The sequence below is a fragment of the Hymenobacter metallicola genome, assembly GCF_004745645.1.
Taxonomy (GTDB): Bacteria; Bacteroidota; Bacteroidia; order Cytophagales; family Hymenobacteraceae; genus Hymenobacter; species Hymenobacter metallicola.
Genome location: NZ_SRMB01000003.1, coordinates 312395 through 333983 on the forward strand (window position 1 = coordinate 312395; position 21589 = coordinate 333983).

Genomic DNA, 21589 nt, shown 5'->3' on the forward strand with positions numbered 1-21589 from the left:
TAAGTAGTCGATTACCGGTTTAGTAGTATTGGGAGATGAAAGCATAGGCCTGCAGCGTATAGCTGGCCGCCGACGAGAAGTGGTTACCGCCCTGAATCGGGCGCAGCTGCACATTGGCCGCCCCCCGGGCCTTCATGGCATTGTAGGCATTCTGGGAATTGAAGAAGGGCACGTAGTCATCGGCGGTACCGTGGAAAAGCGCCACCGGGGCTTTAGGCTGCCAGTCGTAGATGTCGTTGTCGCGGAAGGCGTTGAGCATCTGCTGGTCGGTTTTATCCAGAATTCCCTGCCGGAATGTAGGCGTAAACAACGTCTTGGCCTGGGCAGGCACTTCACCGTAGAGGTTGGTTTGCAGCTGGGTAGCCCAGGGCTCGTTCACGTAGTAGCTGATGGGCCGGTTGAGGCCGTACATGCGGTTGTAGGTATCGAGTACCCACACATATGTGCTCAGAAAGTTCAGGGGCTGGTCCGACTGCAGGATGTAGTCGGCGAAGGCGGACTTGTGGTAGGCCCCGGCACCGGGGGCACTGGCCGTAACGGTAAACTCGCTGGCCGCTTTTTCCTCTATCATCTTATGCAGGGCCATGGTAGCGTAGCCACCTTCCGAATAACCCAGCAAGAAGTTTTTCTGATTGAGGGCCAGCTTTTCCTTGGCCGCAAACTCACGGGCGGCCCGCAGCATATCCAACGAAGCCGAAGCCAGGGAAGCGGCGTGCTCGTAGGGGTGCGGCAGAGCCTTGGAAGCCCCGTAGCCGACGTAGTCGGGGGCCGACACGATGTAGCCCGTGGAAGCCAGCACCGATACGGCCGAATATACCTCGCTGCTCTGGCTGTAGTACGACGGGGCCCGGTCTTCATCGTCGGGCCGGATGGTGCCGTGCTGGTAGCTCAGCAGCGGCAGGGGCTGGTTGGTCACGGGCACCAGCAGGGCGCCGGAGGCCGTAATGTTCTGGCCGGTATTGTTGTGGGTAGTATAGGTCAGCTTATACACCCGAATCGGGTAGCGAACCAGGGCGCCGGCAATCGGAATTTCCGACACGCGGCCGGCCAGCTGGCTGGTCGAGTACTCCCCGATGAGCGTGCTGCTGACCAGCCGAACGGCGGCTCCGCCGGTGCCCGTGGGCGCCTCGGTCGTTGTTTGGGGCGCGGCAGTGTCCTTGGTGCAGCTGATACCCGAGGCAGTGCTGATTCCGGCCCACAGCAGAAAGGTGAGACGAACTAGGCTAAAGTTGAATTTCTTACGAATCACGCGCGAAGGAATAAGTTGATTTGCTTTCCTTTAACAACGGCGCGGATAAAAGATTTCCTTCTTTCAAGCAAAAATCCAACTAGAGAGACGCGGCTTTCATCGGGTACGCCAGCGGCGGTTTTTTAGCTTGTCGAAAACCTGAGCTTTAGCGGCAAAATCACCCATGAGCCCGGTTTTGCTTCGCCGCTACCCCGCAAGCCGTAGCGGCCATCCTGACTTTTCCGCCTCGGTTCCCTGCAAAAAGGCGTAACTTGCTGACCAGTCTTGCCTTCAACGTTACCTCTTTCAGTGTCTTCTCTTACCCACTTCTCCCGCTTTTCCCGCCCACTGCTGCCAGCCCTGGGCCTGATTTTCTCCCTCACGTTTACCAGTTGCGGTACTCGCTCGGAAGGCGAGACGGCTGATACGAAAGCCACGGCGGAGGTGCCGGCCAAGCCGGTAGTTGTCGACAGTGCGGCCCTGAAAAAGCAGGCCATGCTGCGCGACTCGCTCAAAGCCGACTCCATTGTGCGCAAGAGCGGGCAGCTGCCGGGCGCTATTCTGCCGGGCAAGCGGATTGTGGCCTTCTACGGCAACATCCGGTCAAAAGGCATGGGCATTCTGGGCCGGGAGCCCAAGGAGCAGATGTTCCGCAAGTTTGAGAAAGTACTGGCTGAGTGGCAGGCCGCCGACCCCAGCATTCCGGTGCAGCCCGCCCTGCACAACGTGACCATCACGGCCCAAGGCACGCCCGGCAAGGACGGCAAATGGCGCCTGATGAACTCCAAAGCCACGATTGAGGAAGTTATTTCCTGGGCCCGGGAGCATAAGTGCATCCTGTTTCTGGACGTGCAGCCCGGCCACAGCACCCTGGAAGCCGAACTGCCCAAGCTCACGGAGTATCTGAAGCAGCCCGATATTCACCTCGGCATCGACCCCGAGTTTTCGCTGGCTACCATGCCCGGCATTCGTCCCAACCAGCGCATTGGCACCCTCGACGCGAAGGATATCAACTTTACCATCAACTTCCTGGCCCGCATCGTGAGCGAAAATAACTTGCCGCCCAAGGTGCTGACCGTGCACCGCTTCACGCGGAAGATGGTGACCAACTACAAAAACATCAAGCTCGACCCGCGCGTGCAGGTCGTGATGCACATGGACGGCCACGGCGAGCCAACGCTGAAAAAGGACTCCTACCACGACTACATCCAGACCGAGCCGGTACAGTACACCGGGTTCAAGCTCTTCTACGAGTACGACCCCAAGCCCAAGCCTCACCACCTGATGACGCCCACGGAAGTCCTGACCCAACTCACGCCCAAGCCGCTCTACATTCAGTATCAGTAAGCAAAGGCCATATTCTACCAAAGGCGCTGACATCCTCAGCGCCTTTTTTTATGCTCTTTTCTTCGGAAAATTTCGGGCCGACACTACCTGAATATGTGATTCGGCGCAAAGGCCGATTACCTAGCTTTGCTGGTACTTGTCTACTCTGAATTCTCACCCGATGCCTTTCTGCCGTTTAGTTCGGACCTTCCTGCCGCTGCTGGCCGGGATGCTCAGTTCCCTGGCGCTGCAAGCCCAGCCAAGCCCAGGGCCGGCGGGCCCGGTGCCTCCCAAAAACCTGCTCAAGATTGCGCCCTTCGGCTGGATTCACGGGCAGTTACCGTTTTCGGTCGAGTCGCGCCTGGGCTACGAGCGGGTCATTGGGCCGCACAGCAGCCTGGGAGCCAGCTACTCGTATTTGGGCACCAACTATCCGTTCAGCTTTCTGGGCAGCGTAGCCCTGAGCTCGGCCATCAGCACGGCCTTCACGGCGGCAGGCCACCCCACCGTCGTCTGGACCGAAACCAAGATTCGCACCAAGGGCCACCGCTACCAGTTTCAGTACCGCCACTACCTGAGCAAGAAGTACTACGCCCCCGAGGGCTGGTACCTGTCGCCGCACTACTCCCATGCGCAGGCCGAGTACCGCGTCACGCTCAAGGATTTTGACGTGGCCCGCACCCTCAAAACCACGAATAGCAACTACAATCTGCTGTTTGGCTACCAGAATGTGCTGGGCCGGCACTTCGTGCTCGACGTTTTCACCGGCCTGGGCTACCGCGACATCCAAACCAAGATTTTCGACGAAAACGGCGGCTATCTGCACGATATGGAAGAAGGCAGCGCCCTGAAGATTTCCTCCGGTCTGAATATCGGCTGGGCCTTTTAAACCCCTCATCCAATCCGCTTCATCAGGTGAAGCTCGGAACATTTCGCGCCGGCGAAGCCATCCGTCCTCTGCGAAACACGATACCCTCTTGTACCAGAAAGCCCTTTCCCGTTGCTTACGGAAAAGGGCTTTCTGGCTTAATGACGAAGTCTACGCTTAGAAGAATCGTTTAGTGCGCGGCGTTCATATCAATGGCTTCCCCGCGCTTGGCGCGCTTGATGAGCAGCACCAGCGGCAGGCAGACCACGAAGAAAAGGCCAATCATCGAAAACACCTGGGAGTAAGTGATAATGGATACTTGCTTCATCAGAATGCCTTCGAGGGCTGCGTAAGCTTGCTGACGGGCCTGCTCGAAGGAGAAGCCCCGCGCCATAAAGTTCTGGGTAAAGGCCTGAATACGCTGCACGGTGTTGGTGTCGTAGAGCGAAATGTGGGCCAGCGGGCTGATACGGTTCTGGGCCATGCTGCGCTCCAGGTAGGTACCTACGATAGCCACGCCGAACGAACCGCCGAGTTGGCGAATCATACCGGTGAGGCCGGCGGCCTGGCCCGCGTCTTTGCCCTTCAGACCCGCCAGGCTCATGGTGGTAATGGGCAAAAAGATCAGGCCCATCCCCAGGCCGCGCACCATCAGGGGCCAGAAAAAGTCGTCCTCGCCGGCAGTGGGCGAAATAATTTGGGACATCCAGAAGGTGAAGACGAAGAAGATGCCGAAGCCTACCGGAATCATGTACTTCTGGGGTACGCCAGCTTGCAGCATGCGCCCGATAAGCGGCATCATCATTCCCGAAGCCAAGGCACCGGGCAGCAGAATGTAGCCCGTTTGGGCGGCGCTGAAGCCCAGAATGCGCTGGGTGAAAATCGGGAAGATGAACACCGAAGCAAACATGCCGAAGCCCAGTACGAACGACAGCACCGCGCCCACGGCCAGGTTGCGGCTCCTGCCCAGTACCCGCAGGTCGACAATGGGCTGCTTGGCCGTCAGCTCGCGCCACACGAAACCGACCATGCCAATGACGGCCAGCACGGTGAAGCTGTTGATATAGGCGCTTTCAAACCAGTCCTCCGACTCGCCCTGCTCCAGAACCAGCTGCAACGAACCCACGCCCAGAATCAGCAGGAAAATACCGGCCCAGTCAATTTCGCGCAGGGGCCGGGGCACCGCATTCTTGATCCGCTCGGGGTCCCGGATAAACAGAATCGTGAAGATGGAGGCCATGATACCCACGGGCACGTTCACGTAGAAAATCCAGGGCCAGTCGTAGTTATCCACGATGTAGCCCCCCAGCGTCGGCCCGATGGTAGGCCCGATAATAACGCCCATGCCAAAGAGGGCCTGACCCAGCGGCAACTGCTTGGGCGGGAAGGTATCAATCAGAATGGCCTGTGAGGTGGCCATCAAAGCGCCGCCGCCAATGCCCTGCACGAAGCGGAACGCCACCAGTTCCCAGATGTTGGTGCTCTGCCCGCAGGCAATGGAGGCCAGGGTGAAGAGCACGACCGACACGAAGTAGTAGTTGCGGCGGCCAAACTGCTCGGCCAGGAAGCCCGTCATGGGAATCACAATAACGTTGGCAATGCCGTAGGAGGCAATTACCCAGGTTACTTCCTGCTGCGTGGCCGAGAGGTTGCCCATCATCTGGGTCAGGGCCACGTTCACGATACTGGTATCAATCAGCTCCAGCAAGCAGCAGAGTACCACCGTAATAACGATGATCCACTTGGTAAATCCGGTTTCCAATGTTGTGGTGCTTAGGTATAACGTACCGAAAGCCTGGTGGCAACATGCAGCCTTGCGGGGCCCATGCCGCCAACCAAGCTCCCGGCTTTAGCATTATTTGGTTTTCACGGTAGCCGTCACGCTCATACCGGCGCGTAGCGGGTGTTCCGGGTCCACCTTGTCGAGCACGATTTTAACCGGCACGCGCTGGGTTACTTTCACGAAGTTACCCGAGGCATTGTCGGGGGGCAGCAGGGCAAAGCGGGCCCCGGTAGCAGCCGACAACGATTCGATATGGCCCTGAAACTCCTCGTGGGGGTAGGCGTCCACTTCTACGGCTACTGGCTGGCCCACTTTCATGTTTTCCAGCTGGGTTTCCTTGAAGTTGGCAATAATCCAGGTTTGCTCGGAAGCCACCAGGCCCATCAGCTGTTGGCCGGGCTGTACGACCTGGCCGGGCTGCACGTTTTTCTTGCTCACCACCCCATTGGCGGGAGCTACGAGAGTGGTATAGCTCAGCTGTAGCTTGGCGTTGTCGAGGTCGGCCTGGCGCTGCTTCACGACGGCCTGGGCTACGGCTACCTGCTGCTGGGCGGCGGCTACCTGCTGGCGGGCTACCTGCACCTGCTGCTGGGCCGTGGCGCGCTGGGCGCTGGTCGACTTCAGGTTGGCCTGCACCGCATCGTACTCGCTCTGCGGGATGATGTCTTCCTTGCGCAGGAAGGCACTGCGCTTCAAATCTTTCTCGAGACGGGCGCGGTTGGCATCACTCACGCCAATGGTGGCCTGGGCGGTGCTTACATTGGCCGTGGCCGTACCCACGCCGGCGCGGGCAGCTACCACGTTGGCCTGAGCCGCCGCCAGGGCAGCTTCGGCAGCATTCACGCGCTGCTGATAGTCGGCCGGGTCGAGGGTAGCCAGCACATCCCCTTTCTTTACAGCCTGGTTATCCTGCACCTTCACTTCCAGCACGGGGCCACCCACGCGGGGCAGCACGGGGTAAATGTCGCCTTCTACCTGGGCGTCGTCGGTTTCTTCGTGAGTCTGGCCAAATTGATAGCGCTGATAGCCGAAGTAGCCACCCACGAGCAACACCAGGGCCAGGATAATAAATAGGATAGGGCGCTTCGAGCGGCCTTCCTGCTCTTCAACTTCCGGCTCGTAGGCGGGAGCCGAAGTAGCGTGCGGTGCAGCGACCTGATCGGGTTGAACGGGAGTTGCCATGGAAATGGGTCAGTAAGAAGTTATTCGTTGGGTTGAGTTTGAAGGTGGAAAGCCGCGGCAGGGCGGACTTCCCTTAAGCAGACTTCCGGTATTCGGCGGAGGCCTGCGAGTTGACGAGCAGCGTGGCGCACGGGGCCGTGCGCACCACGGCCTCGGCGGTGCTGCCCATCAAAAAGCGGGTTAGCCCGGTCTGGCCGTGTGCTCCTATTACGATTAAATCGGCGGCGTGGCGGCGGGCGGCGGCCACGATTTCAGTGGCCGCCTCGCCCCGTAAGATGCTGGTAGTCACGTGGGCACCGGCTTGCTCCGCGGCAGCCCGGTGGTGCGCCAGCTGCGAGGCCAAGGCCATATCCTCCGTATCGGTGGCCAGGGCTGGCTGCGGGGTCAGCACGTGCAGCAGCCGCAGTTCCGCCTTGGCTCCTGCCGCCAGCGTTGCCGCATAGGCCACCAACGACGCAGTAGCCACCGAGAAGTCGATTGGGCAAAAAATGAGCGAAAGAGTCATAGGGGGTGAACTTGAGAAATGGGGAGAGGGCGAGTTTGGTGCTGGTGGTGCCAAGGGCGAGGTAGAACGTCCACTCCCCATTTCACCAGCTGCCCAGCTGCCCCCTACCAAATTTGCTCGCCGGTAGCGCGCTTGAGCTGGTACTGGCCCAGCGTGTAATTGTAAATAGCCTGCAGGCGGGCCAAACGGGCCTGAGCCAGGGAGGTTTCCGCGTCGAGTACGTCGAGGTTGGTGCCTACGTCGTAACGGTAGCGCGCTTTGGCCCGGGTCAGGGCATCGGTGGCTTGGGCAATCTGCAACTGGGCATTTTCGTAGCGGGCGGTGCTGGCCTGCATATTATTGGCAGCCTGCCGCACGTCGGCCCGGATCTGCTCCTGGGTATCGAGAATGCGCGACTGGGCGCCGCGAATGTTGGCCAGAGCCTCGACGCGCTGGTTTTTGTTCTTGTTGCCGTCGTAGATGGGCACGTTCAGCTGCACCACCCCTACCGTGTTCGGCCGGATGCGGTTAAGCTCGGGCTGATAACCGTTCTTGGCTCCTACCTGGCCCCCGATACCCAGCACGGGCATGTTGCTGCGCTCAATAAGCTTCAGATTCAGGTTGGCGGTTTGCTCGGCGTCGCGGGCCAGCTTCACTTCCGGGCGGTTTTCCACGGCCTGGTTCAGGGCCGCATTCACGTCAACCGTCTGGGGGGTGTAGGCAAAGGCGCCACGCACGGGCACGTTCACATACTCGGGCTTGTGCAGCAAACGGGCCAGCTGCACCTGCTGGTTTTGCAGCTGGTTTTCCAGATCAATGCGGGTGTTCTGGGCCTGGGTGATACGCACCTGAGTAGTCGTCACGTCGAACTTCGTGCTTACGCCACCTTCCACCCGCTTTTCCATCTCGCGCTGGTGCTGGCGCAGGGAGGCAATCTGGGCGTCCTGCACCTTAATACTCTCCCGCACAAACAGGATGTTATAGTACACCTGGGCCGCCGAGTACGCCAGGTCACGGCGGGTCACGTTGATGTTGTCAACGGCCGTGAGGCGGCGGCTTTCGGCCAGGTTATAGGTGGCTTCCTTTTTACCGAAGTCCAAGAGCCCGTATTGCAGGGTGATGTGGGCGTCGTAGTTGTTGTTGGGCTGAAACTGGAAGGCCGGCGCGTCGGGAGCAATTTGCAGCTTCACCACCGGGTCAATCCGGGTGTAGGTGGCCGTACCCGTTACCTGGGGCAGGAAGCCGCCCCGGCTTTGCGTAACGCGGCTGGTAGCCGCGTTGACTTCCTCTTCGAGAGTCGTAATGGCGGGGTTAGCATCCAGTACTGCCCGGATGGTACCGTCTAAGGCAAGAGAATCAGAAATAATCGGCCCTTGTGCGGAGGCCGTGCCAGCCACCGAGGCTAGCCCAAGGGCTAAAAGCGGAGCGGCAAATGTTGGTCGGGAAAGCATCGGAATACAGCTTGTTGGTGAGCGGCTGTTACCTAACCTTGTGCCAACCGATTAAAACCGAATTAATTTTCTTTAAAACTGGCCTTTACAGCTCAGAATCAGGTTTTATTTTTTTACTGCGGCCGCCACGAAACCATCCCTGCGGCTCGCTGTTATCCTCATATATCAGGAAATCCTAAAATAAAATCCTGCTATTTCAGGAAAATATCACGGGTATGTCTAATCAGGATGAATCTTTGCTGCTCTATCTGAACGAGGCCATTGCCACTACCCGGAGCAAGGAAAAGCTGTTTCAGATCGTCACGGAAAAACTCCGGCTAATCTTTCCTTTCGATATGATTGCCGTTGTCACCTTTGATGCCGCTCACCAGTACAAGCGCCTTTTTATGCGCGACTACCTCGGCGATGCGCCCTACAATGAGGCGCAGATGACGGAAGCTACGCCGGTAGCCGGCTCGCCCACCGAGCTGTTTGTGCGCGACCCGCGGGTGCAGCAGGTGGATATTCGGGAGCTGACCCCCAACTATCCGGAGTTCATGCCCTTCGTCCTGATGCAGCAGCGGGGTATTTACTTTACCACGTTTGTGCCCCTGCGCACTGGCGGGCAGCTGATTGGCCTGCTTTCCATGGCCGCCCGCCGCCGGCCCGAGTTTACCCCGGACGACCTGACGCTGCTGGAAAAAATTGGTAGCCTGATAGCCGTGGCCGTTAGCAACGCGCTGGCCTTTGAGGAAGTAGCTCGGCGCGAACGGGAAAAATCCTTGCAGCTAACGGTGAATAACGCCCTGCTCAGCCGCAAAGACCGGGCAGCCCTATTCCTGACGGTGGCCGAGGAAATTGACCGGATTGTATCCATCGACTACTTCGGTGTCCGGATTCGGCGCCCGGCCACGGGCACCCAGGGGTTCGTCGAATTCTCGAAGCAGCCCGACGGCAGCTTTCTGCTCCTGGAAGACAGCCGCTGGGAAGGCGTACCCGGGCGGGAACAGATGCAGGCCGAAATTATCGGGGCCTTTATGGAGCCGGTTATGCTTACCGGTCCCGAGTTTGAGCTGGCGGCCCGGCGCTACCGCATGCTGCAGTACGCCATGGAAAAGAACGGTACCCGCTCGATGCTGGGGGTGCCGCTCTGGAACAAGGCCGAGCACGCCGCCGTCCTGGTACTGGCGGCTCGGCGGCCCGATGCCTTCACCACCGACGACCTAGCTTTGGTGATGAGCCTGGCTCCGCAAATCACGCTGGCTATGCAAAACCTGTACGCCTTCGAGCAGATTGAAGCCTTGCGGGCCCAGCTGGAGCGGGAGAAAACCTACCTCATCGACGAAATCAACACGACGGCCAAGTTCGAGGACTTCGTGGGCCAGAGCGCCATTATGCAGCAGGTCCAGACCCGCATCAGCCAAGTGGCTCCCACCGATACGACTGTATTAATCACGGGCGAAACCGGCACTGGCAAGGAGCTGGTGGCCCGGGCCCTGCACAACCTTTCCCCGCGCAAAGAACGGGCTTTGATTAAGCTCAACTGCGCCGCCTTGCCCGCCCAGCTCATCGAATCCGAGCTGTTTGGTCACGAGAAAGGTGCTTTCACCGGGGCCCACGACCGGCGCATCGGCAAGTTTGAGCTGGCCGATGGGGGCACTATTTTCCTGGATGAAGTCGGGGAGCTGCCCCTGGACTTGCAGGCCAAATTATTGCGCGTGCTCCAGGAAAAGGAATTTGAGCGAATCGGGGGCCGCCGCGTGATTCAGACCGACGTGCGCGTTATTGCGGCCACCAACCGGGTGCTGGAAGAGGAAGTAGCGGCCGGCCGCTTCCGGGCCGACCTGTATTACCGCCTCAACGTGTTTCCCATCCGGCTGCCAGCCCTACGGGAGCGGCCCGAGGATATCGAGCCCCTGATGCGCCACTTCTTGGAGCGGTTTACCAAACAGATGGGCAAGCCCGTGCGCGGCCTGCGGGAGCGGGATTTGCGGGCCATGCAGCAGTACGGCTGGCCCGGCAACGTGCGGGAGCTGGAACACGTGCTGGAGCAGGCTGTCATTGTCAGTCAGGGGCCGTTTCTGGAGTTTGCGGGCTTCTCGGCCGCCGCGGCCCAGGCCAGTCCGCCCTTGTCGTTTCTGGAGCAGAACCAGCCGCTCAAAACCCTCAAAGAGCAGGAACGGGACCATATTCTGGCGGCTTTGAAGCGCACGGGCGGCCGGGTCAGCGGGCCAAACGGAGCCGCTGCTATTCTGGATATCAATGCCAAGACGCTGGAGGCCCGGATGAAAAAGCTCGGTATCCGGCGGGAGCATCAGGTAGCTGAATAATCCTGGCCCGGGGGCGTAGCGCAACCGACAACTGAAACGCGCTACTCGCGGCCCCGGCCCGGCTAATAAGCCCCCGAAGCCGAACCCCGTGTGATTAGTTGGCGTTTTGCGTGTACTTTCCGACCTGATGCCCGACTCCGCCGCCCCGTTTACCCCCGCTCAGCTTACCCGTGACCATGTGCTGCGGGCTTTGCGCCAGATTGACCGGGAAAGCCAGCCCTTGCCGCCCAGCACGGTGTATGATCTGGTCTACAAAGGCCGGCGCTACCCGCCCCGGCCCGTGCTACAGCTGGCGTTTCGCCTGGCCAGCGGGCAGCCGGAAGCCGCCCTGCCCCTGCTGGCCGGCACCCCGACCAACTCCGTGCTGGAGCGCCTCGACTTCACGGTTACGACCAAGCGGCCCGTGCTGGCCAACTCGCCCCACGACGGCGACGTGGCCGCGCAGGAAGCTATGCAGGAGCTGTACACTGGCAACGGCCGGGAAAACCCAGCCGCGGGGAAGCCCAGCCCGGTGCGGGCGGAAATGCCGGCGTCCGAACCTTTAGTACCCTACGAGCTGCCGCCCGCTACGCCCTACACCCACGAGCTGGCGTTGCAGGAGCTGTTTTTGTCGGCCGACTCCCTGGCCCAGGCGGAAGCCGCGCTGCAGCGCCGCCGCAACCTGATTTTGCAGGGCCCGCCGGGCACGGGCAAGACGTTTCTGGCCCGCCGCCTGGCCTGGCTGCGCCTGGGCAGCACCGATGCCAGCCGGGTGGAGCTGGTGCAGTTTCACCCCAGCTACAGCTACGAAGACTTTATCCAGGGCTTCCGGCCCGATGGGCAGGGCGCTTTTCGTCTCACGCCCGGCGTGCTGCTCGATAGTTGCCGCAAGGCTGCCAACGACCCGTCCAAGCCGTATTTCCTGCTGATTGACGAAATCAACCGGGGCAACGTGAGCCGGATTTTCGGGGAGTTGCTGCTGCTGCTGGAAGCCGACAAGCGCGGGCCGGCCCACGCCGTGCGCCTGCCCTACGCCCCGGCCGATGCGGCCCGCTTCTTTGTGCCCGACAACCTCTTCGTAATTGGCACCATGAATACGGCCGACCGGTCGTTGGCGCCCCTGGATTACGCCCTGCGCCGCCGTTTTGCCTTTGTGCAGATGCAGCCCGAGTTTGGCACGCCCTTGCAGACGTTTTTGGCCGGTCACCACGTGCCCAAAGCGGTTATCGGCCGCTTGGTGAGTCGCCTTACCGAACTCAACCAGGCCATTGCCGACGACCCGGAGCTAGGCCCCGATTTCCAGCTGGGCCACAGCTATTTCTGTCAGCCTCCGGCCAACCCCACCGAGGCCCCGGCTTGGCTGGAGGCCATTCTAAGCCAGGAAATTGCGCCTTTGCTCAACGAGTATTGGCTCGACCAGCCCGCCAAGGCCGCTGCGCACCGCAAAAAGCTGCTGGCCAACTAAGGGGCGGGTATGATTCCGATTCAGAACCTCTACTACCTGCTGTGCTACGCCTGGAACCGGCTTCCCGAGCGGGAGGAGCTTCTCGCCATTGAGGCGGCCCCGTTTCACAAGCCGCTGGAGCTACTCACGCAGGTGCTGCTCACGGGCACCCGCCGCCTGCTGCGCCAAGGCCTGGAAAAAAGGTACTTGGAGCAAGCAGAAGAGCTAGCCGAGCTGCGGGGCCGCCTGTTGCTGGCGCCCAGCCTGAGCCAGGATCTGCTGCGGCGGGGCCGGGCGGTGTGCGCCTACGACGAGCTGAGCCCCGCTACGCCCTTCAATCAACTGCTGCTCGGGATGCTGGAGCAACTGGGCCGGACCCGCAGTCTGCCCGCGGCGCTCCGACAGGAAGTGCGGGCCGTGCGGCGCCGGTTTCCGGCTACGGTGCAGGCCCAGGCCTGCACGGCGGCCACGCTACGCCAAGTGCGCCGCCTGCGGCCCCGGGGGCTGGAAGCCTTTCTGCTCAATATCTGCACCCTGCTTTACCAGAGCGCCCTACCCGCCCCAGAGGCCACCAGCCGCAGCCGCTTCCGCGACTTCCGGCGCGACGAGCGGCTCATGGCCCAGCTGTTTGAGGCCTTTGTGCGCAACTTCTACCGGCACGAGCAGCGCCAGTTCCGGGTGTTGTCCGAAACCATAGCCTGGCAGGCCGAGGCCGAGCAGCCCACTGACCTGGCCCTGCTGCCGACGATGATAACCGACACCACCCTGGAGGCAGCCGAGCGCAAAATCATCCTCGACACCAAGTACTATACGGCCGCCCTACGCCCCCGCTACGACCAGCAGCGCCTGATTTCGCCCCACCTCTACCAGCTCTACGCCTACCTGCAAAACCAGCCCGCCGCGCCTGGTCAGCAGCTCGAAGGCATTCTGCTCTATCCGGCTGCCAAGCACGAACTAGCCGCCCGCTACACGTTGGGCGGCTTCCCGGTCCGCGTTGTCACCATCGACTTAAACCAGCCCTGGCCCGGCATTGCCAAAGATTTACTGGCCTTGATTCAGTGAGATAGTGGAATAGTGCGTTTACGAAGTCGTGTCATTGGAAGGAAGCATGACGAAGCCAGCCGTCCGCTGCGCAGCACAGTACATTCTCTATATATCGGAAAGCTCTTTACTAGACGCGGTAGCAAGGGGCTTTTCACAAAGAAAGGCTCGGCCTATTTCAGCGGACGGCTGGCTTCGCAAGCTCGCTGTGACACGAGCCTCGGTACCTCAGCATCGCCCTTCACACTTGTGCTTTAAGCATTGCTTCACCTTTTCTTCCTTTCATGCAGCCCCCTGGCACTGCCGTGGTCTATTGCTGTTGAATTTCCCCGCATTTCTGCTTAAACTGCCTTTCCCTCCTTCTATTTACCAAACTTCTACCCCTTGAAACGACGCGAATTTGTCGGGCTGACCAGCTTAGCGGCCGGCGCCCTGTTCCTGCCCAGTTTCCCCGGTTTCGGTGGCACGCCCGTTGACCCGGCGCGCCTGCTCGAAGGCGTGGACCCTGCCCTGAAAAAGCGCCTGGCCGACGCGGCCCTGAACGCCGCCAAATCAGCAGGAGCCACCTACGCCGACGTGCGGATTGGCCGCTATTTGAATCAGAGCATTTTCACCCGCGAAAAGCAGGTGCAGAATATCACCAGTGGCGAGAGTTTCGGTGCCGGGGTGCGGGTGCTGGCCAATGGTACCTGGGGCTTTGCCGCTACCAACACGGTAACGGAAGCCGGCTTGGCCAAAGCCGCCCAGCTGGCCGTAGCCATTGCCAAGGCCAATGCCAAAGTGCAGAAGGAAAAAGTAAACCTGGCCCCGCAGAAAGGCTATGGCGAGGTAAGCTGGAAAACCCCGATTGTGCAGAACTCTTTCGAGGTGCCCATTGCCCAGAAAGTGGATTTGCTGCTGGCAGCCAACGCCAAAGCCCTCGACAACGGCGCTAACTTCGTCAACTCGGCCCTGTTTCAAATCAACGAGCAGAAGTACTTTGCCAGCACCGACGGCTCCTATATCGACCAGGATGTGCACCGCATCTGGCCCACCTTCGGCGTAACGGCCGTAGACCGCGGCACCGGCAAGTTTCGCACCCGCGAAGCTCTGAGTGCCCCCATGGGCCTGGGCTACGAATACATGACGCCCAAAGCCGCCGACAAAATTGCCGGCCCCGCGGGCACCGGCCTCATCGGCTATAAGAACAGCTACGACATTCTGGAAGACGCCGCCCTGGCCGCCCAGCAGGCCAAAGCCAAGCTCACGGCCAAATCGGTGACGCCGGGCAAGTACGACATCGTGCTCGACCCTAACCACCTGGGCCTGACCATCCACGAAAGCATTGGGCACGCCACCGAGCTGGACCGCGTGCTGGGCTACGAGGCTAACTACGCCGGTACTTCGTTTGCCACCTTGGAATGGAAAGCCAAAAACCAGCCCTACGGCTCGAAACTGGTCAACATCATTGCCGACAAAACCCAGCCCGGCTCGTTGGGCGCGGTGGGCTACGACGACGAGGGCGTGAAAACCAAGCAGTGGGACATTATCAAGGATGGCAAACTGGTAGACTACCAGAAAATCCGGGACCAGGCCGCCATGGTGGGCCAGAATGAGTCGGATGGCTGCTGCTACGCCCAGTCGTGGCAGGATGTGCAGTTCCAGCGCATGGCCAATATCAGCCTCAAGCCCGGCACCCAGAAAATGAGCGTGGACGACATGATTAAGGGCGTCGATAAGGGCATCTACATTGCCGGCCGCGGCTCGTTCTCTATCGACCAGCAGCGCTACAACTTCCAGTTTGGCGGCACGGTGTTCTACGCTATTGAGAAAGGTAAAATTGCCGGCATGCTCGAAGACGTGGCCTACCAGGCCAACACCCAGGAATTCTGGAACAGCTGCGCGGCCATCTGCGACGAGTCGGACTACCGGCTGTTCGGGTCCTTCTTCGACGGCAAAGGCCAGCCGCCCCAGGTGTCGGCCGTCAGCCACGGCTCGGCTACCACCCGCTTCAACGGCGTCAACATCATCAATACGGCCCGTAAAATCGGCTAATCCCACGTCTATTTACCCATGGCAATATTAACGAAAGACGAAGCCCAGGCCATCCTGAAAAAGGTGCTGAGCTTTAGCACGGCCAATGAGTGCGAAGCCACGCTAACGGGGCAGATGGGCGGCAACGTCCGCTCGGCCCGCAACGCCATCAGCACGGCCGGCGCCGTTGAAAACGTGCAGCTCATCGTCGAGTCCCGGTTTGGCAAGCGCAGCGGTACGGCCAGCTGCAACGAGTTCGACGACGCCACCCTGCGCCGCTGCGTGCAGCGGGCCGAGGAAATCGCCAAGCTGGCGCCCGAAAGCCCCGAATACATGCCCCTGCTCGGCCCCCAGCAGTACCTCGACGGCTCCAAGGCCTTTGCCCAGAACACGGCCAACATCACGCCCGACTACCGCGCCCAGCAAACGGCGGCCAGCCTGCAGCTCTGCGAAAAGCGCAAGCTTTCCTCGGCCGGCTTCCTGACCGATAACGCCAGCTTCGTAGCCAAGCTAAACAGCAAGGGACTCGAAGCCTACCAGGCCGCGACCAGCCTGGAATATTCCGTGACGGTGCGCACGCCCGACGGTACCGGCTCGGGCTATGCCACGGCCGACTACAACGACATCAGCAAGTTCGACGCGGGCCGCCTGACCCAGATTGCGGCCGACAAAGCGGCCGGTTCGGTGAATGCCAAAGCCATTGAGCCCGGCAAGTACACCGTGATTCTGGAACCCGCCGCGCTGGTAGCCAACACCGACGCCTCGCTGCTGCAGGCCCTGATGGGCGCCATGGATGCCCGCGCCGCCGATGAAGGCCGCAGCTTCCTGAGCAAAAAAGGCGGCGGCAACAAGAAGGGCGAAAAGCTGTTCGACGAGCGGGTTACCATCTACTCCGACCCAACCAGCCTCGATATCCCCGACCGGATCTTCGCCAACGACGGCCGCCCCCAGAAGAAGGTGACCTGGATTGAGAAAGGCGTGGTCAAAAACCTGTACTCCTCGCGCTTCTGGGCCCAGAAAGCCGGTATTCCGGACATTCCGCCGCCCGGCGGCTGGATTATGGAAGGCGGTACGCAGAGCGTGCAGGACATGATTAAGGGTACGGCCAAGGGCATTCTGGTGACGCGCCTGTGGTATATCCGCCCCGTGGACCCGCAAACGCTGCTCTACACCGGCCTGACCCGCGACGGAACTTTCTACATCGAGAACGGGAAGATCAAGCACCCGGTGAAGAACTTTCGCTTCAACGAAAGCCCCATCATCATGCTCAACAACCTGGAAGCCATTGGCAAACCCCAGCGCGTGGGTGGCAACATGGTGCCCCCGTTGAAAATCCGGGACTTCACCTTCACGAGTCTCTCCGACGCGGTATAAGCGGACGGTTCCTGCTCATAACACCCGAAAAGTCTCCGGCTCCTGGCTCGGAGACTTTTTGTGTATTAAGGGAATAGCAGAAAATAACCCGAGGACTCTGCAACCATTCCTGCTGCTCCAGGCTCCCCCTTATACCTTGGCCATTGCAGCTCCTGCTCGTAGGATTCAAACCAGGTGCTACCGTATTGTTTTACCCACTTAATTTTCATGTTATGCTTGCGAATACTACTCGTCATTGGCTCTGTGGCTTGAGCCTGCTAGCAGCAGTTGGCCTGAGCGGTTGCTCCGAGAAGGCAGATGTCAGCCCCAGCAACGAACCCAGCGCGGCTGAGGTCGGGTGCAACACTCCGGTAACGGTGCGCCTATGCATGGGGATGACGGCAGGTTGTCTCACCGACCACACTACGCTACGCCTGCCGGACGGCACCTTGGTTTCGCCGAGCGGCCCTATCTGGGAAGACTACGAGCGGAATCAGGTTCATGACCAAGTGCTGTCGGTCGGCTATGTACTGGGCGGCCCCGCACCCGCCGGCTCCCTGGCCACTGTCAATGCTACTATTACCTGCCTGCAAACGGCCGCCCCCGTGAACTGGTGTGGCACCCCGGACCTGTACAACCGCAAGAGTCGTTTCCTGCACAAGACGCCCTATACCCGCTAACCCAAAAAAGCCCCGCACTGCTGAAGTAAGGGGCTTTTGTTTTAAGCTAGACCACCGGAACCTAGTTACCGTCGGGCAGCTGGAAGCTGACGTAGGCCTGGAACACGCGGTTTTTCAGTTCCGGGTCATTCACACCCCGCACCGATTTCACGTTGTTGATATCATTCAGGCCGGCGTTGAACCGTCCGCCCACGGCAAAACCCAGCGGCAGCTTCAGGCCCGCGCCTACGCAAACGCCCAGGTCCAGCTTTTTGTAGTCGTTCCAGGAGCTGCGGTCATCGGTGGCGTAAGTGGCCCCGCCTTCCCCATCCTGACTAATGACCATCACGCCATCTTCCCGGGCCTTGAGCAGAAAACCGGCCTGCGGCCCGGCCTCCACGTACACCGGGCCCACGGTTACTTTGGCCAGCACCGGCACGTTGAGATAGTGCAGCTTGGAGCGGTAGTTCACAAAGTCGGACTTACGTTCCGTGCCCTGGAGCGAATACAGAATTTCGGGCTGGATGGACAGAATCGGGTCCAGCACTTTTATTTCGTAGAATACCCCGGCGTGGTAAGACGTCTGGTAGGTGGCATCGGTGCCCACGGAGCCTTGCAGCACGGCCGCATTGAGGCCAGCTTTTACGCCGAGTTGGGCATGGGCTGGCACCCAGAAAAACACACTGAGAAGCAGTACAGCAGCAATTCGTTTCATAGCAGGTGTAAGTAAGAGCGAGTTAAGAGTGTAGTAGTAAGAGTCCTAACGTTGGTTTTTCCCCTATCGTACGCAGGCTTTTTTGCAAAGGCTGTGGCCGAGGTCAGCTTATTTGTTGCTGCCGCCTTACTTTTTTAGCTCTTCTTGCTCGTACTTGCAGGGCCCCGGCCCGGGTGCCGAGCCACCTTCGGGCCGCGCCCGTGTCTTTGCCCCGTCCTCTCCTTCGCTTCGCTTTTCTGCCGCTGCATGCCCGTCCCGTTTACCTTCGTGCGCCTCCAGTACCGCTCCGGCGACTGGGATTCGGTAGACGAAAGAATGCCCGCCAACCTGCTGCACTCCCTGATTCAGTACACCACGGTGCCCGTCAATCAGAAAGAGAAGGCCGTGGCCCTCGACAGCCCGGAGTTATTCAACTACCCCTTCTGCTACCTCTCGGGCCACCGGCTAGTGCAGTTCTCGGCCCAGGAGAAAAAGAACTTCACCCAGTACGTGCGCAACGGCGGCTTCGTGTTCGTCGACGACTGCAACCACGACATCGACGGACTGTTTGCCCGCTCCTTCGAGGAGCAGATGCGGCAGTGCTTCGGGGCCGGAGCCCTGAAGAAGCTGCCCAAAAACCACCCGATCTACTCGCAGTTCTTTAAGTTTCCGGAAGGCCCGCCGCCCACTTCCTTCGAGCTCAATGGCTGGGGCGACGACCTAGTGCACGACTACCTGAAGGGCATCGAAATAGATGGCAAGCTGCGGGTGCTTTACTCTAACAAAGACTACGGCTGCGAGTGGGACTACGACTTTCGCAACAAACGCTTCCTGGCCGAAGACAACACCAAGTTTGGGGTGAATATCCTGCTCTACGCCCTAACGGCGTAAGCTTACTAGAATTTGAAGCCGATGCCCAAGCGCCCATCGATGGTGGTAGGCGTCCGCTCGAAGTAGCTGTCTGGCTCGTAGTAGCCTGGGGGCACCTCGCCCTGCACTTTGTTTTTACCTAGCTTCAGCCACGACATCACGCCCAGCGAAGCATCCAGAAACAGACGGGGACTGCGAGGTATCACGACCTGCCACCCCAGCAAGGCCCCTGCGCCCGCAAAGTGCTGTCGGGTATCGGGCTGCCGGTACCCGCTTAGCCCCACCGCGCGGTAGCTCAGGGCCGGCGCAACGTAGAGGCCGCTCAAAGGGGCTTTATCCTGGGCTTGAACCACGTAGTAGCGGCCCTGCACCCCCAGCCCCGTCTTGCGCTCATCGGGCGTACCACCATTGAGCAGGCCTTCCGCTACCACGCTGAAGCGGGGCTTGAGTTGCCGTTCGTAGGAAACCAGCACCGGTACCAGCGTTTCCGGATTGCTATTCAATAAATTATAGGTCAGATTGGTAATGAAGATCCCACCCACATCGAAGCGTAGCGCATTACGGTAGGTGGGCTGGGCCGAACTGACAACGAGGGCAGGCAGCTGCTGCGCCTGCCCCGCAGGAGCCGCCAGCAGTACGCTGCTAAGCAGGGCAGCGACACGGCAGAAATGCCCGTTTTGCGCCAAACACGTGGCAAGGGAGCAGCTGATTTTTGTGCGTAAAGACATGCCTTTTGTGATTTTCAATAGATCTTGAGGTCAAAGTAGAAGGCTGCTGCCGCCAGTTCAACCGAGGAACTGGGTTGGTCAGACTTTTAAGAAGTGTCCATCTAGGCCACTATTCAGCGCCTCAAAGCAGCTATTGTTGAAATAACTAGACTTTACAGCAGTCTTTCCCCTGCTTCACCCTTCCTTGTCTTGACTGAATCTACCGTTCGTTCCCTGTTAGCCAAGCTGCCGCCCCTGCGCGAAGAAATCGGCAAAATCATCGTGGGCCAGCAGCAGGTGCTGGACGAAGTGCTGGTGGCCTTGCTGGCCGGCGGCCACGCCCTGCTCGAAGGCGTGCCGGGCCTGGCCAAAACCTTGCTGGTGCGCACCCTGGCCTCGGCCACCGATTTGCCCTTCCGCCGCATCCAGTTCACCCCCGACCTGATGCCCACCGATATTCTGGGCACCGAAGTGCTGGAAGAAGACCACGGCACCGGCCACCGTTCCTTTAAGTTTAACCAGGGCCCGATCTTCGCCAGCCTGGTGCTGGCCGACGAAATCAACCGGACGCCGCCCAAAACCCAGGCCGCCCTGCTCGAGGCCATGCAGGAAGGCCACGTTACCTACGCCGGGCAGGAGCACGCCCTGCCCAAGCCCTTCTTTTTGCTGGCCACCCAAAACCCCATCGAGCAGAGCGGTACCTACCCCCTGCCCGAAGCCCAGCTCGACCGGTTTCTGCTCTACATCCGCATTGGCTACCCCACCGAGCAGGAAGAACTGGCCGTGCTCAGCGGCACGACCGGCACGGCCCGGGCCGAGGTACAGCCCGTGTTGGGCGGCGAGGATATTCGGCAGTTGCAGCAGCTGGTGCGCCAGGTAAGCCTGAGCCCCGAGCTGCTGGACTTCGTGAACCGGCTGGTGCGGGCCACCCGGCCGGCTACCTCGCCGGTGAAGTTTATTCAGGACTATGGCCGTTGGGGCGCCGGCCCGCGCGCCGGACAGGCCCTGATTTTGTGCGCCAAAGCCCGGGCTCTATTGCAGGGCCGTTTTGCCGCTACCCTGGATGATATCCGCACCCTGGCCCCGCCCGTGCTGCGCCACCGTGTGCTGCTCAACTTCAACGCCGAAGCCGAAAACCTGACGCCCGATGATGCCGTGGCCGAATTGCTGAAGGCCGTAGCGGTGTAAAACTCGGAACTGGGCGGTCAGAGCGTATCTGTTTTTATGTTCTCCGGGCTTATTCTGTATCCCAACTCTGAGTTTCAAATTCTTAACTCTAACAATGCTCACTCCCGAACTCCTGCATGCGCTTCGCAATTTGCCGCTGGCCGCCAAACAGGCGGCCGAAGGCTTTCTGGCGGGCCACCACCTGAGCCGGCGGCGCGGGGCGGGCATGGAGTTTAGCCAGTACCGCCCCTACCAGCCCGGCGACGACCTGCGCCGGCTCGACTGGCGCCTGGCCGCTCGCTCCGACCGGTACTATATTCGCGAATCGGAAGTCGATACCAGCCTGACGGTGCACCTGCTGCTCGATGCCAGCGCCTCGATGAACCACCGCGACGACAACGGCCTGACCAAGCTCGACTACGCCCGTTTGCTGCTGGCCGCCCTGGCCTACCTGGCCCAGCAGCAGGGCGACGCCGTGTCACTGAGTGTGCTGCACCCGGGAGGCTTGCTGCACCTGCCCGCCCGCGCCGATGCCCGCCAGCTGCCCCGCCTTTACCAGGCGCTGCAACATGCCACGGGGGAAGGCCGGTTTCCGGCAGCCAGCCAGCTGGCCCCGCTGCTAGCCCGCCGCCAACGGGCCCTGACTGTGTGCGTGAGTGATTTATACGAAGAGCAAAGTGAAATCAACACCCTGCTTACCCGGCTGCGGGCCGTGGCCGGCGACGTGCTCGTGCTGCACCTGATGGCCGGCAATGAGCTGAGTTTCAGCTACCGGGGTGCCGTTACCTTCCAGGACCTGGAGACAGGCCAGACCCTGCAGCTCGATGCCGAGCAGCAACGCAGCGCCTACCAGCAGCAGATCCAGGAGTGGCTCCATACCACGGCGCAGGCCGCCCGCCGCCAGGGCTTCGACTATTACCAACTTAGTACGGCCGAACCGTTGGACGGAGCTTTGCGCGAATTTTTGCGCCGCCGTCAAGCCACTTCCTTCTAACGACTGGTGTCTTTGCCGCGGTTGTTTCGGCCGAATT

At 60.4% G+C, this 21589-nt stretch carries 18 protein-coding genes; 11 read left to right on the forward strand and 7 right to left on the reverse strand.

Annotated elements, in window-relative coordinates:
- Nucleotides 1-19 precede the first annotated feature (19 nt).
- Nucleotides 20-1249 (reverse strand): alpha/beta hydrolase family protein, encoded by a 1230-nt coding sequence (locus tag E5K02_RS16555; RefSeq protein ID WP_240737327.1) that lies wholly within the window; start codon nt 1247-1249, stop codon nt 20-22.
- A gap of 288 nt (nt 1250-1537) precedes the next feature.
- On the opposite strand from E5K02_RS16555, the gene E5K02_RS16560 reads away from it, so the two are divergent.
- Nucleotides 1538-2575: a hypothetical protein gene (locus tag E5K02_RS16560; protein WP_206025978.1), complete on the forward strand. Its 1038-nt coding sequence runs from the start codon at nt 1538-1540 to the stop codon at nt 2573-2575.
- A 160-nt stretch (nt 2576-2735) separates the two neighbouring features.
- Entirely contained in the window at nt 2736-3443 is a 708-nt protein-coding gene (locus E5K02_RS16565) for a DUF3575 domain-containing protein (protein ID WP_167856451.1), read from the forward strand.
- A gap of 169 nt (nt 3444-3612) precedes the next feature.
- Here the strand turns inward: E5K02_RS16565 and E5K02_RS16570 are convergent, their stop codons facing one another.
- The 4 genes from E5K02_RS16570 to E5K02_RS16585 form a co-directional block, all read right to left on the reverse strand.
- Nucleotides 3613-5184: a DHA2 family efflux MFS transporter permease subunit gene (locus E5K02_RS16570; RefSeq protein WP_135396325.1), complete on the reverse strand. Its 1572-nt coding sequence runs from the start codon at nt 5182-5184 to the stop codon at nt 3613-3615.
- A gap of 93 nt (nt 5185-5277) precedes the next feature.
- Entirely contained in the window at nt 5278-6387 is a 1110-nt protein-coding gene (locus E5K02_RS16575) for an HlyD family secretion protein (protein WP_135396326.1), read from the reverse strand.
- A 73-nt stretch (nt 6388-6460) separates the two neighbouring features.
- The gene (locus E5K02_RS16580) at nt 6461-6892 is read right to left on the reverse strand and encodes a universal stress protein (RefSeq protein ID WP_167856452.1); all 432 of its coding nucleotides are present in this window, start codon (nt 6890-6892) and stop codon (nt 6461-6463) included.
- A gap of 104 nt (nt 6893-6996) precedes the next feature.
- The gene (locus E5K02_RS16585; protein ID WP_135396328.1) at nt 6997-8322 is read right to left on the reverse strand and encodes a TolC family protein; all 1326 of its coding nucleotides are present in this window, start codon (nt 8320-8322) and stop codon (nt 6997-6999) included.
- Nucleotides 8323-8537: 215 nt separating this feature from the next.
- Here E5K02_RS16585 and E5K02_RS16590 point away from each other — a divergent pair, with 215 nt between their 5' ends.
- The 6 genes from E5K02_RS16590 to E5K02_RS25595 all read left to right on the forward strand — a co-directional run bounded on the left by E5K02_RS16590 (nt 8538) and on the right by E5K02_RS25595 (nt 17141).
- Nucleotides 8538-10631 (forward strand): sigma-54-dependent Fis family transcriptional regulator, encoded by a 2094-nt coding sequence (locus tag E5K02_RS16590; protein ID WP_135396329.1) that lies wholly within the window; start codon nt 8538-8540, stop codon nt 10629-10631.
- A 127-nt stretch (nt 10632-10758) separates the two neighbouring features.
- Nucleotides 10759-12075, forward strand: a complete 1317-nt coding sequence (locus E5K02_RS25590; RefSeq protein ID WP_167856453.1) for an AAA family ATPase — start codon at nt 10759-10761, stop codon at nt 12073-12075.
- A gap of 9 nt (nt 12076-12084) precedes the next feature.
- Entirely contained in the window at nt 12085-13116 is a 1032-nt protein-coding gene (locus E5K02_RS16600; RefSeq protein ID WP_135396330.1) for a 5-methylcytosine restriction system specificity protein McrC, read from the forward strand.
- A 363-nt stretch (nt 13117-13479) separates the two neighbouring features.
- Nucleotides 13480-15129 (forward strand): TldD/PmbA family protein, encoded by a 1650-nt coding sequence (locus tag E5K02_RS16605; RefSeq protein ID WP_135396331.1) that lies wholly within the window; start codon nt 13480-13482, stop codon nt 15127-15129.
- 18 nt (nt 15130-15147) lie between these two features.
- A complete protein-coding gene (locus tag E5K02_RS16610) occupies nt 15148-16482 on the forward strand; it encodes a TldD/PmbA family protein (RefSeq protein WP_135396332.1) in 1335 nt (444 codons plus the stop codon).
- 212 nt (nt 16483-16694) lie between these two features.
- The gene (locus E5K02_RS25595) at nt 16695-17141 is read left to right on the forward strand and encodes a hypothetical protein (RefSeq protein ID WP_167856454.1); all 447 of its coding nucleotides are present in this window, start codon (nt 16695-16697) and stop codon (nt 17139-17141) included.
- A 61-nt stretch (nt 17142-17202) separates the two neighbouring features.
- Here the strand turns inward: E5K02_RS25595 and E5K02_RS16620 are convergent, their stop codons facing one another.
- Complete coding sequence (locus E5K02_RS16620) at nt 17203-17835, reverse strand: porin family protein (protein WP_135396334.1); 633 nt, start codon at nt 17833-17835, stop codon at nt 17203-17205.
- Nucleotides 17836-18081: 246 nt separating this feature from the next.
- On the opposite strand from E5K02_RS16620, the gene E5K02_RS16625 reads away from it, so the two are divergent.
- The gene (locus E5K02_RS16625; protein ID WP_135396335.1) at nt 18082-18705 is read left to right on the forward strand and encodes a DUF4159 domain-containing protein; all 624 of its coding nucleotides are present in this window, start codon (nt 18082-18084) and stop codon (nt 18703-18705) included.
- A gap of 5 nt (nt 18706-18710) precedes the next feature.
- On the opposite strand, the gene E5K02_RS16630 is transcribed toward E5K02_RS16625, so the two are convergent.
- Nucleotides 18711-19412: a hypothetical protein gene (locus E5K02_RS16630; RefSeq protein ID WP_135396336.1), complete on the reverse strand. Its 702-nt coding sequence runs from the start codon at nt 19410-19412 to the stop codon at nt 18711-18713.
- 189 nt (nt 19413-19601) lie between these two features.
- Between E5K02_RS16630 and E5K02_RS16635 the strand changes: the two genes are divergently transcribed.
- Both E5K02_RS16635 and E5K02_RS16640 read left to right on the forward strand, forming a co-directional pair.
- Nucleotides 19602-20579, forward strand: a complete 978-nt coding sequence (locus tag E5K02_RS16635; protein ID WP_135396337.1) for an AAA family ATPase — start codon at nt 19602-19604, stop codon at nt 20577-20579.
- 94 nt (nt 20580-20673) lie between these two features.
- Nucleotides 20674-21552 (forward strand): DUF58 domain-containing protein, encoded by an 879-nt coding sequence (locus E5K02_RS16640; protein WP_135396338.1) that lies wholly within the window; start codon nt 20674-20676, stop codon nt 21550-21552.
- Nucleotides 21553-21589 lie beyond the last annotated feature (37 nt).

What these genes read in the sequence shown, in the direction of transcription:
- E5K02_RS16625 (WP_135396335.1), top strand. Translation starts at nt 18,082, where the DNA reads ATGCCCGTCCCGTTTACCTTCGTGCGCCTCCAGTACCGCTCCGGCGAC.
- E5K02_RS16600 (WP_135396330.1), top strand. Translation starts at nt 12,085, where the DNA reads ATGATTCCGATTCAGAACCTCTACTACCTGCTGTGCTACGCCTGGAAC.
- E5K02_RS25590 (WP_167856453.1), top strand. Translation starts at nt 10,759, where the DNA reads ATGCCCGACTCCGCCGCCCCGTTTACCCCCGCTCAGCTTACCCGTGAC.
- E5K02_RS16640 (WP_135396338.1), top strand. Translation starts at nt 20,674, where the DNA reads ATGCTCACTCCCGAACTCCTGCATGCGCTTCGCAATTTGCCGCTGGCC.
- E5K02_RS16585 (WP_135396328.1), bottom strand. Translation starts at nt 8,322, where the DNA reads ATGCTTTCCCGACCAACATTTGCCGCTCCGCTTTTAGCCCTTGGGCTA.
- E5K02_RS16580 (WP_167856452.1), bottom strand. Translation starts at nt 6,892, where the DNA reads ATGACTCTTTCGCTCATTTTTTGCCCAATCGACTTCTCGGTGGCTACT.
- E5K02_RS16565 (WP_167856451.1), top strand. Translation starts at nt 2,736, where the DNA reads ATGCCTTTCTGCCGTTTAGTTCGGACCTTCCTGCCGCTGCTGGCCGGG.
- E5K02_RS16610 (WP_135396332.1), top strand. Translation starts at nt 15,148, where the DNA reads ATGGCAATATTAACGAAAGACGAAGCCCAGGCCATCCTGAAAAAGGTG.
- E5K02_RS16590 (WP_135396329.1), top strand. Translation starts at nt 8,538, where the DNA reads ATGTCTAATCAGGATGAATCTTTGCTGCTCTATCTGAACGAGGCCATT.
- E5K02_RS16630 (WP_135396336.1), bottom strand. Translation starts at nt 19,412, where the DNA reads ATGTCTTTACGCACAAAAATCAGCTGCTCCCTTGCCACGTGTTTGGCG.
- E5K02_RS16575 (WP_135396326.1), bottom strand. Translation starts at nt 6,387, where the DNA reads ATGGCAACTCCCGTTCAACCCGATCAGGTCGCTGCACCGCACGCTACT.
- E5K02_RS25595 (WP_167856454.1), top strand. Translation starts at nt 16,695, where the DNA reads ATGCTTGCGAATACTACTCGTCATTGGCTCTGTGGCTTGAGCCTGCTA.
- E5K02_RS16620 (WP_135396334.1), bottom strand. Translation starts at nt 17,835, where the DNA reads ATGAAACGAATTGCTGCTGTACTGCTTCTCAGTGTGTTTTTCTGGGTG.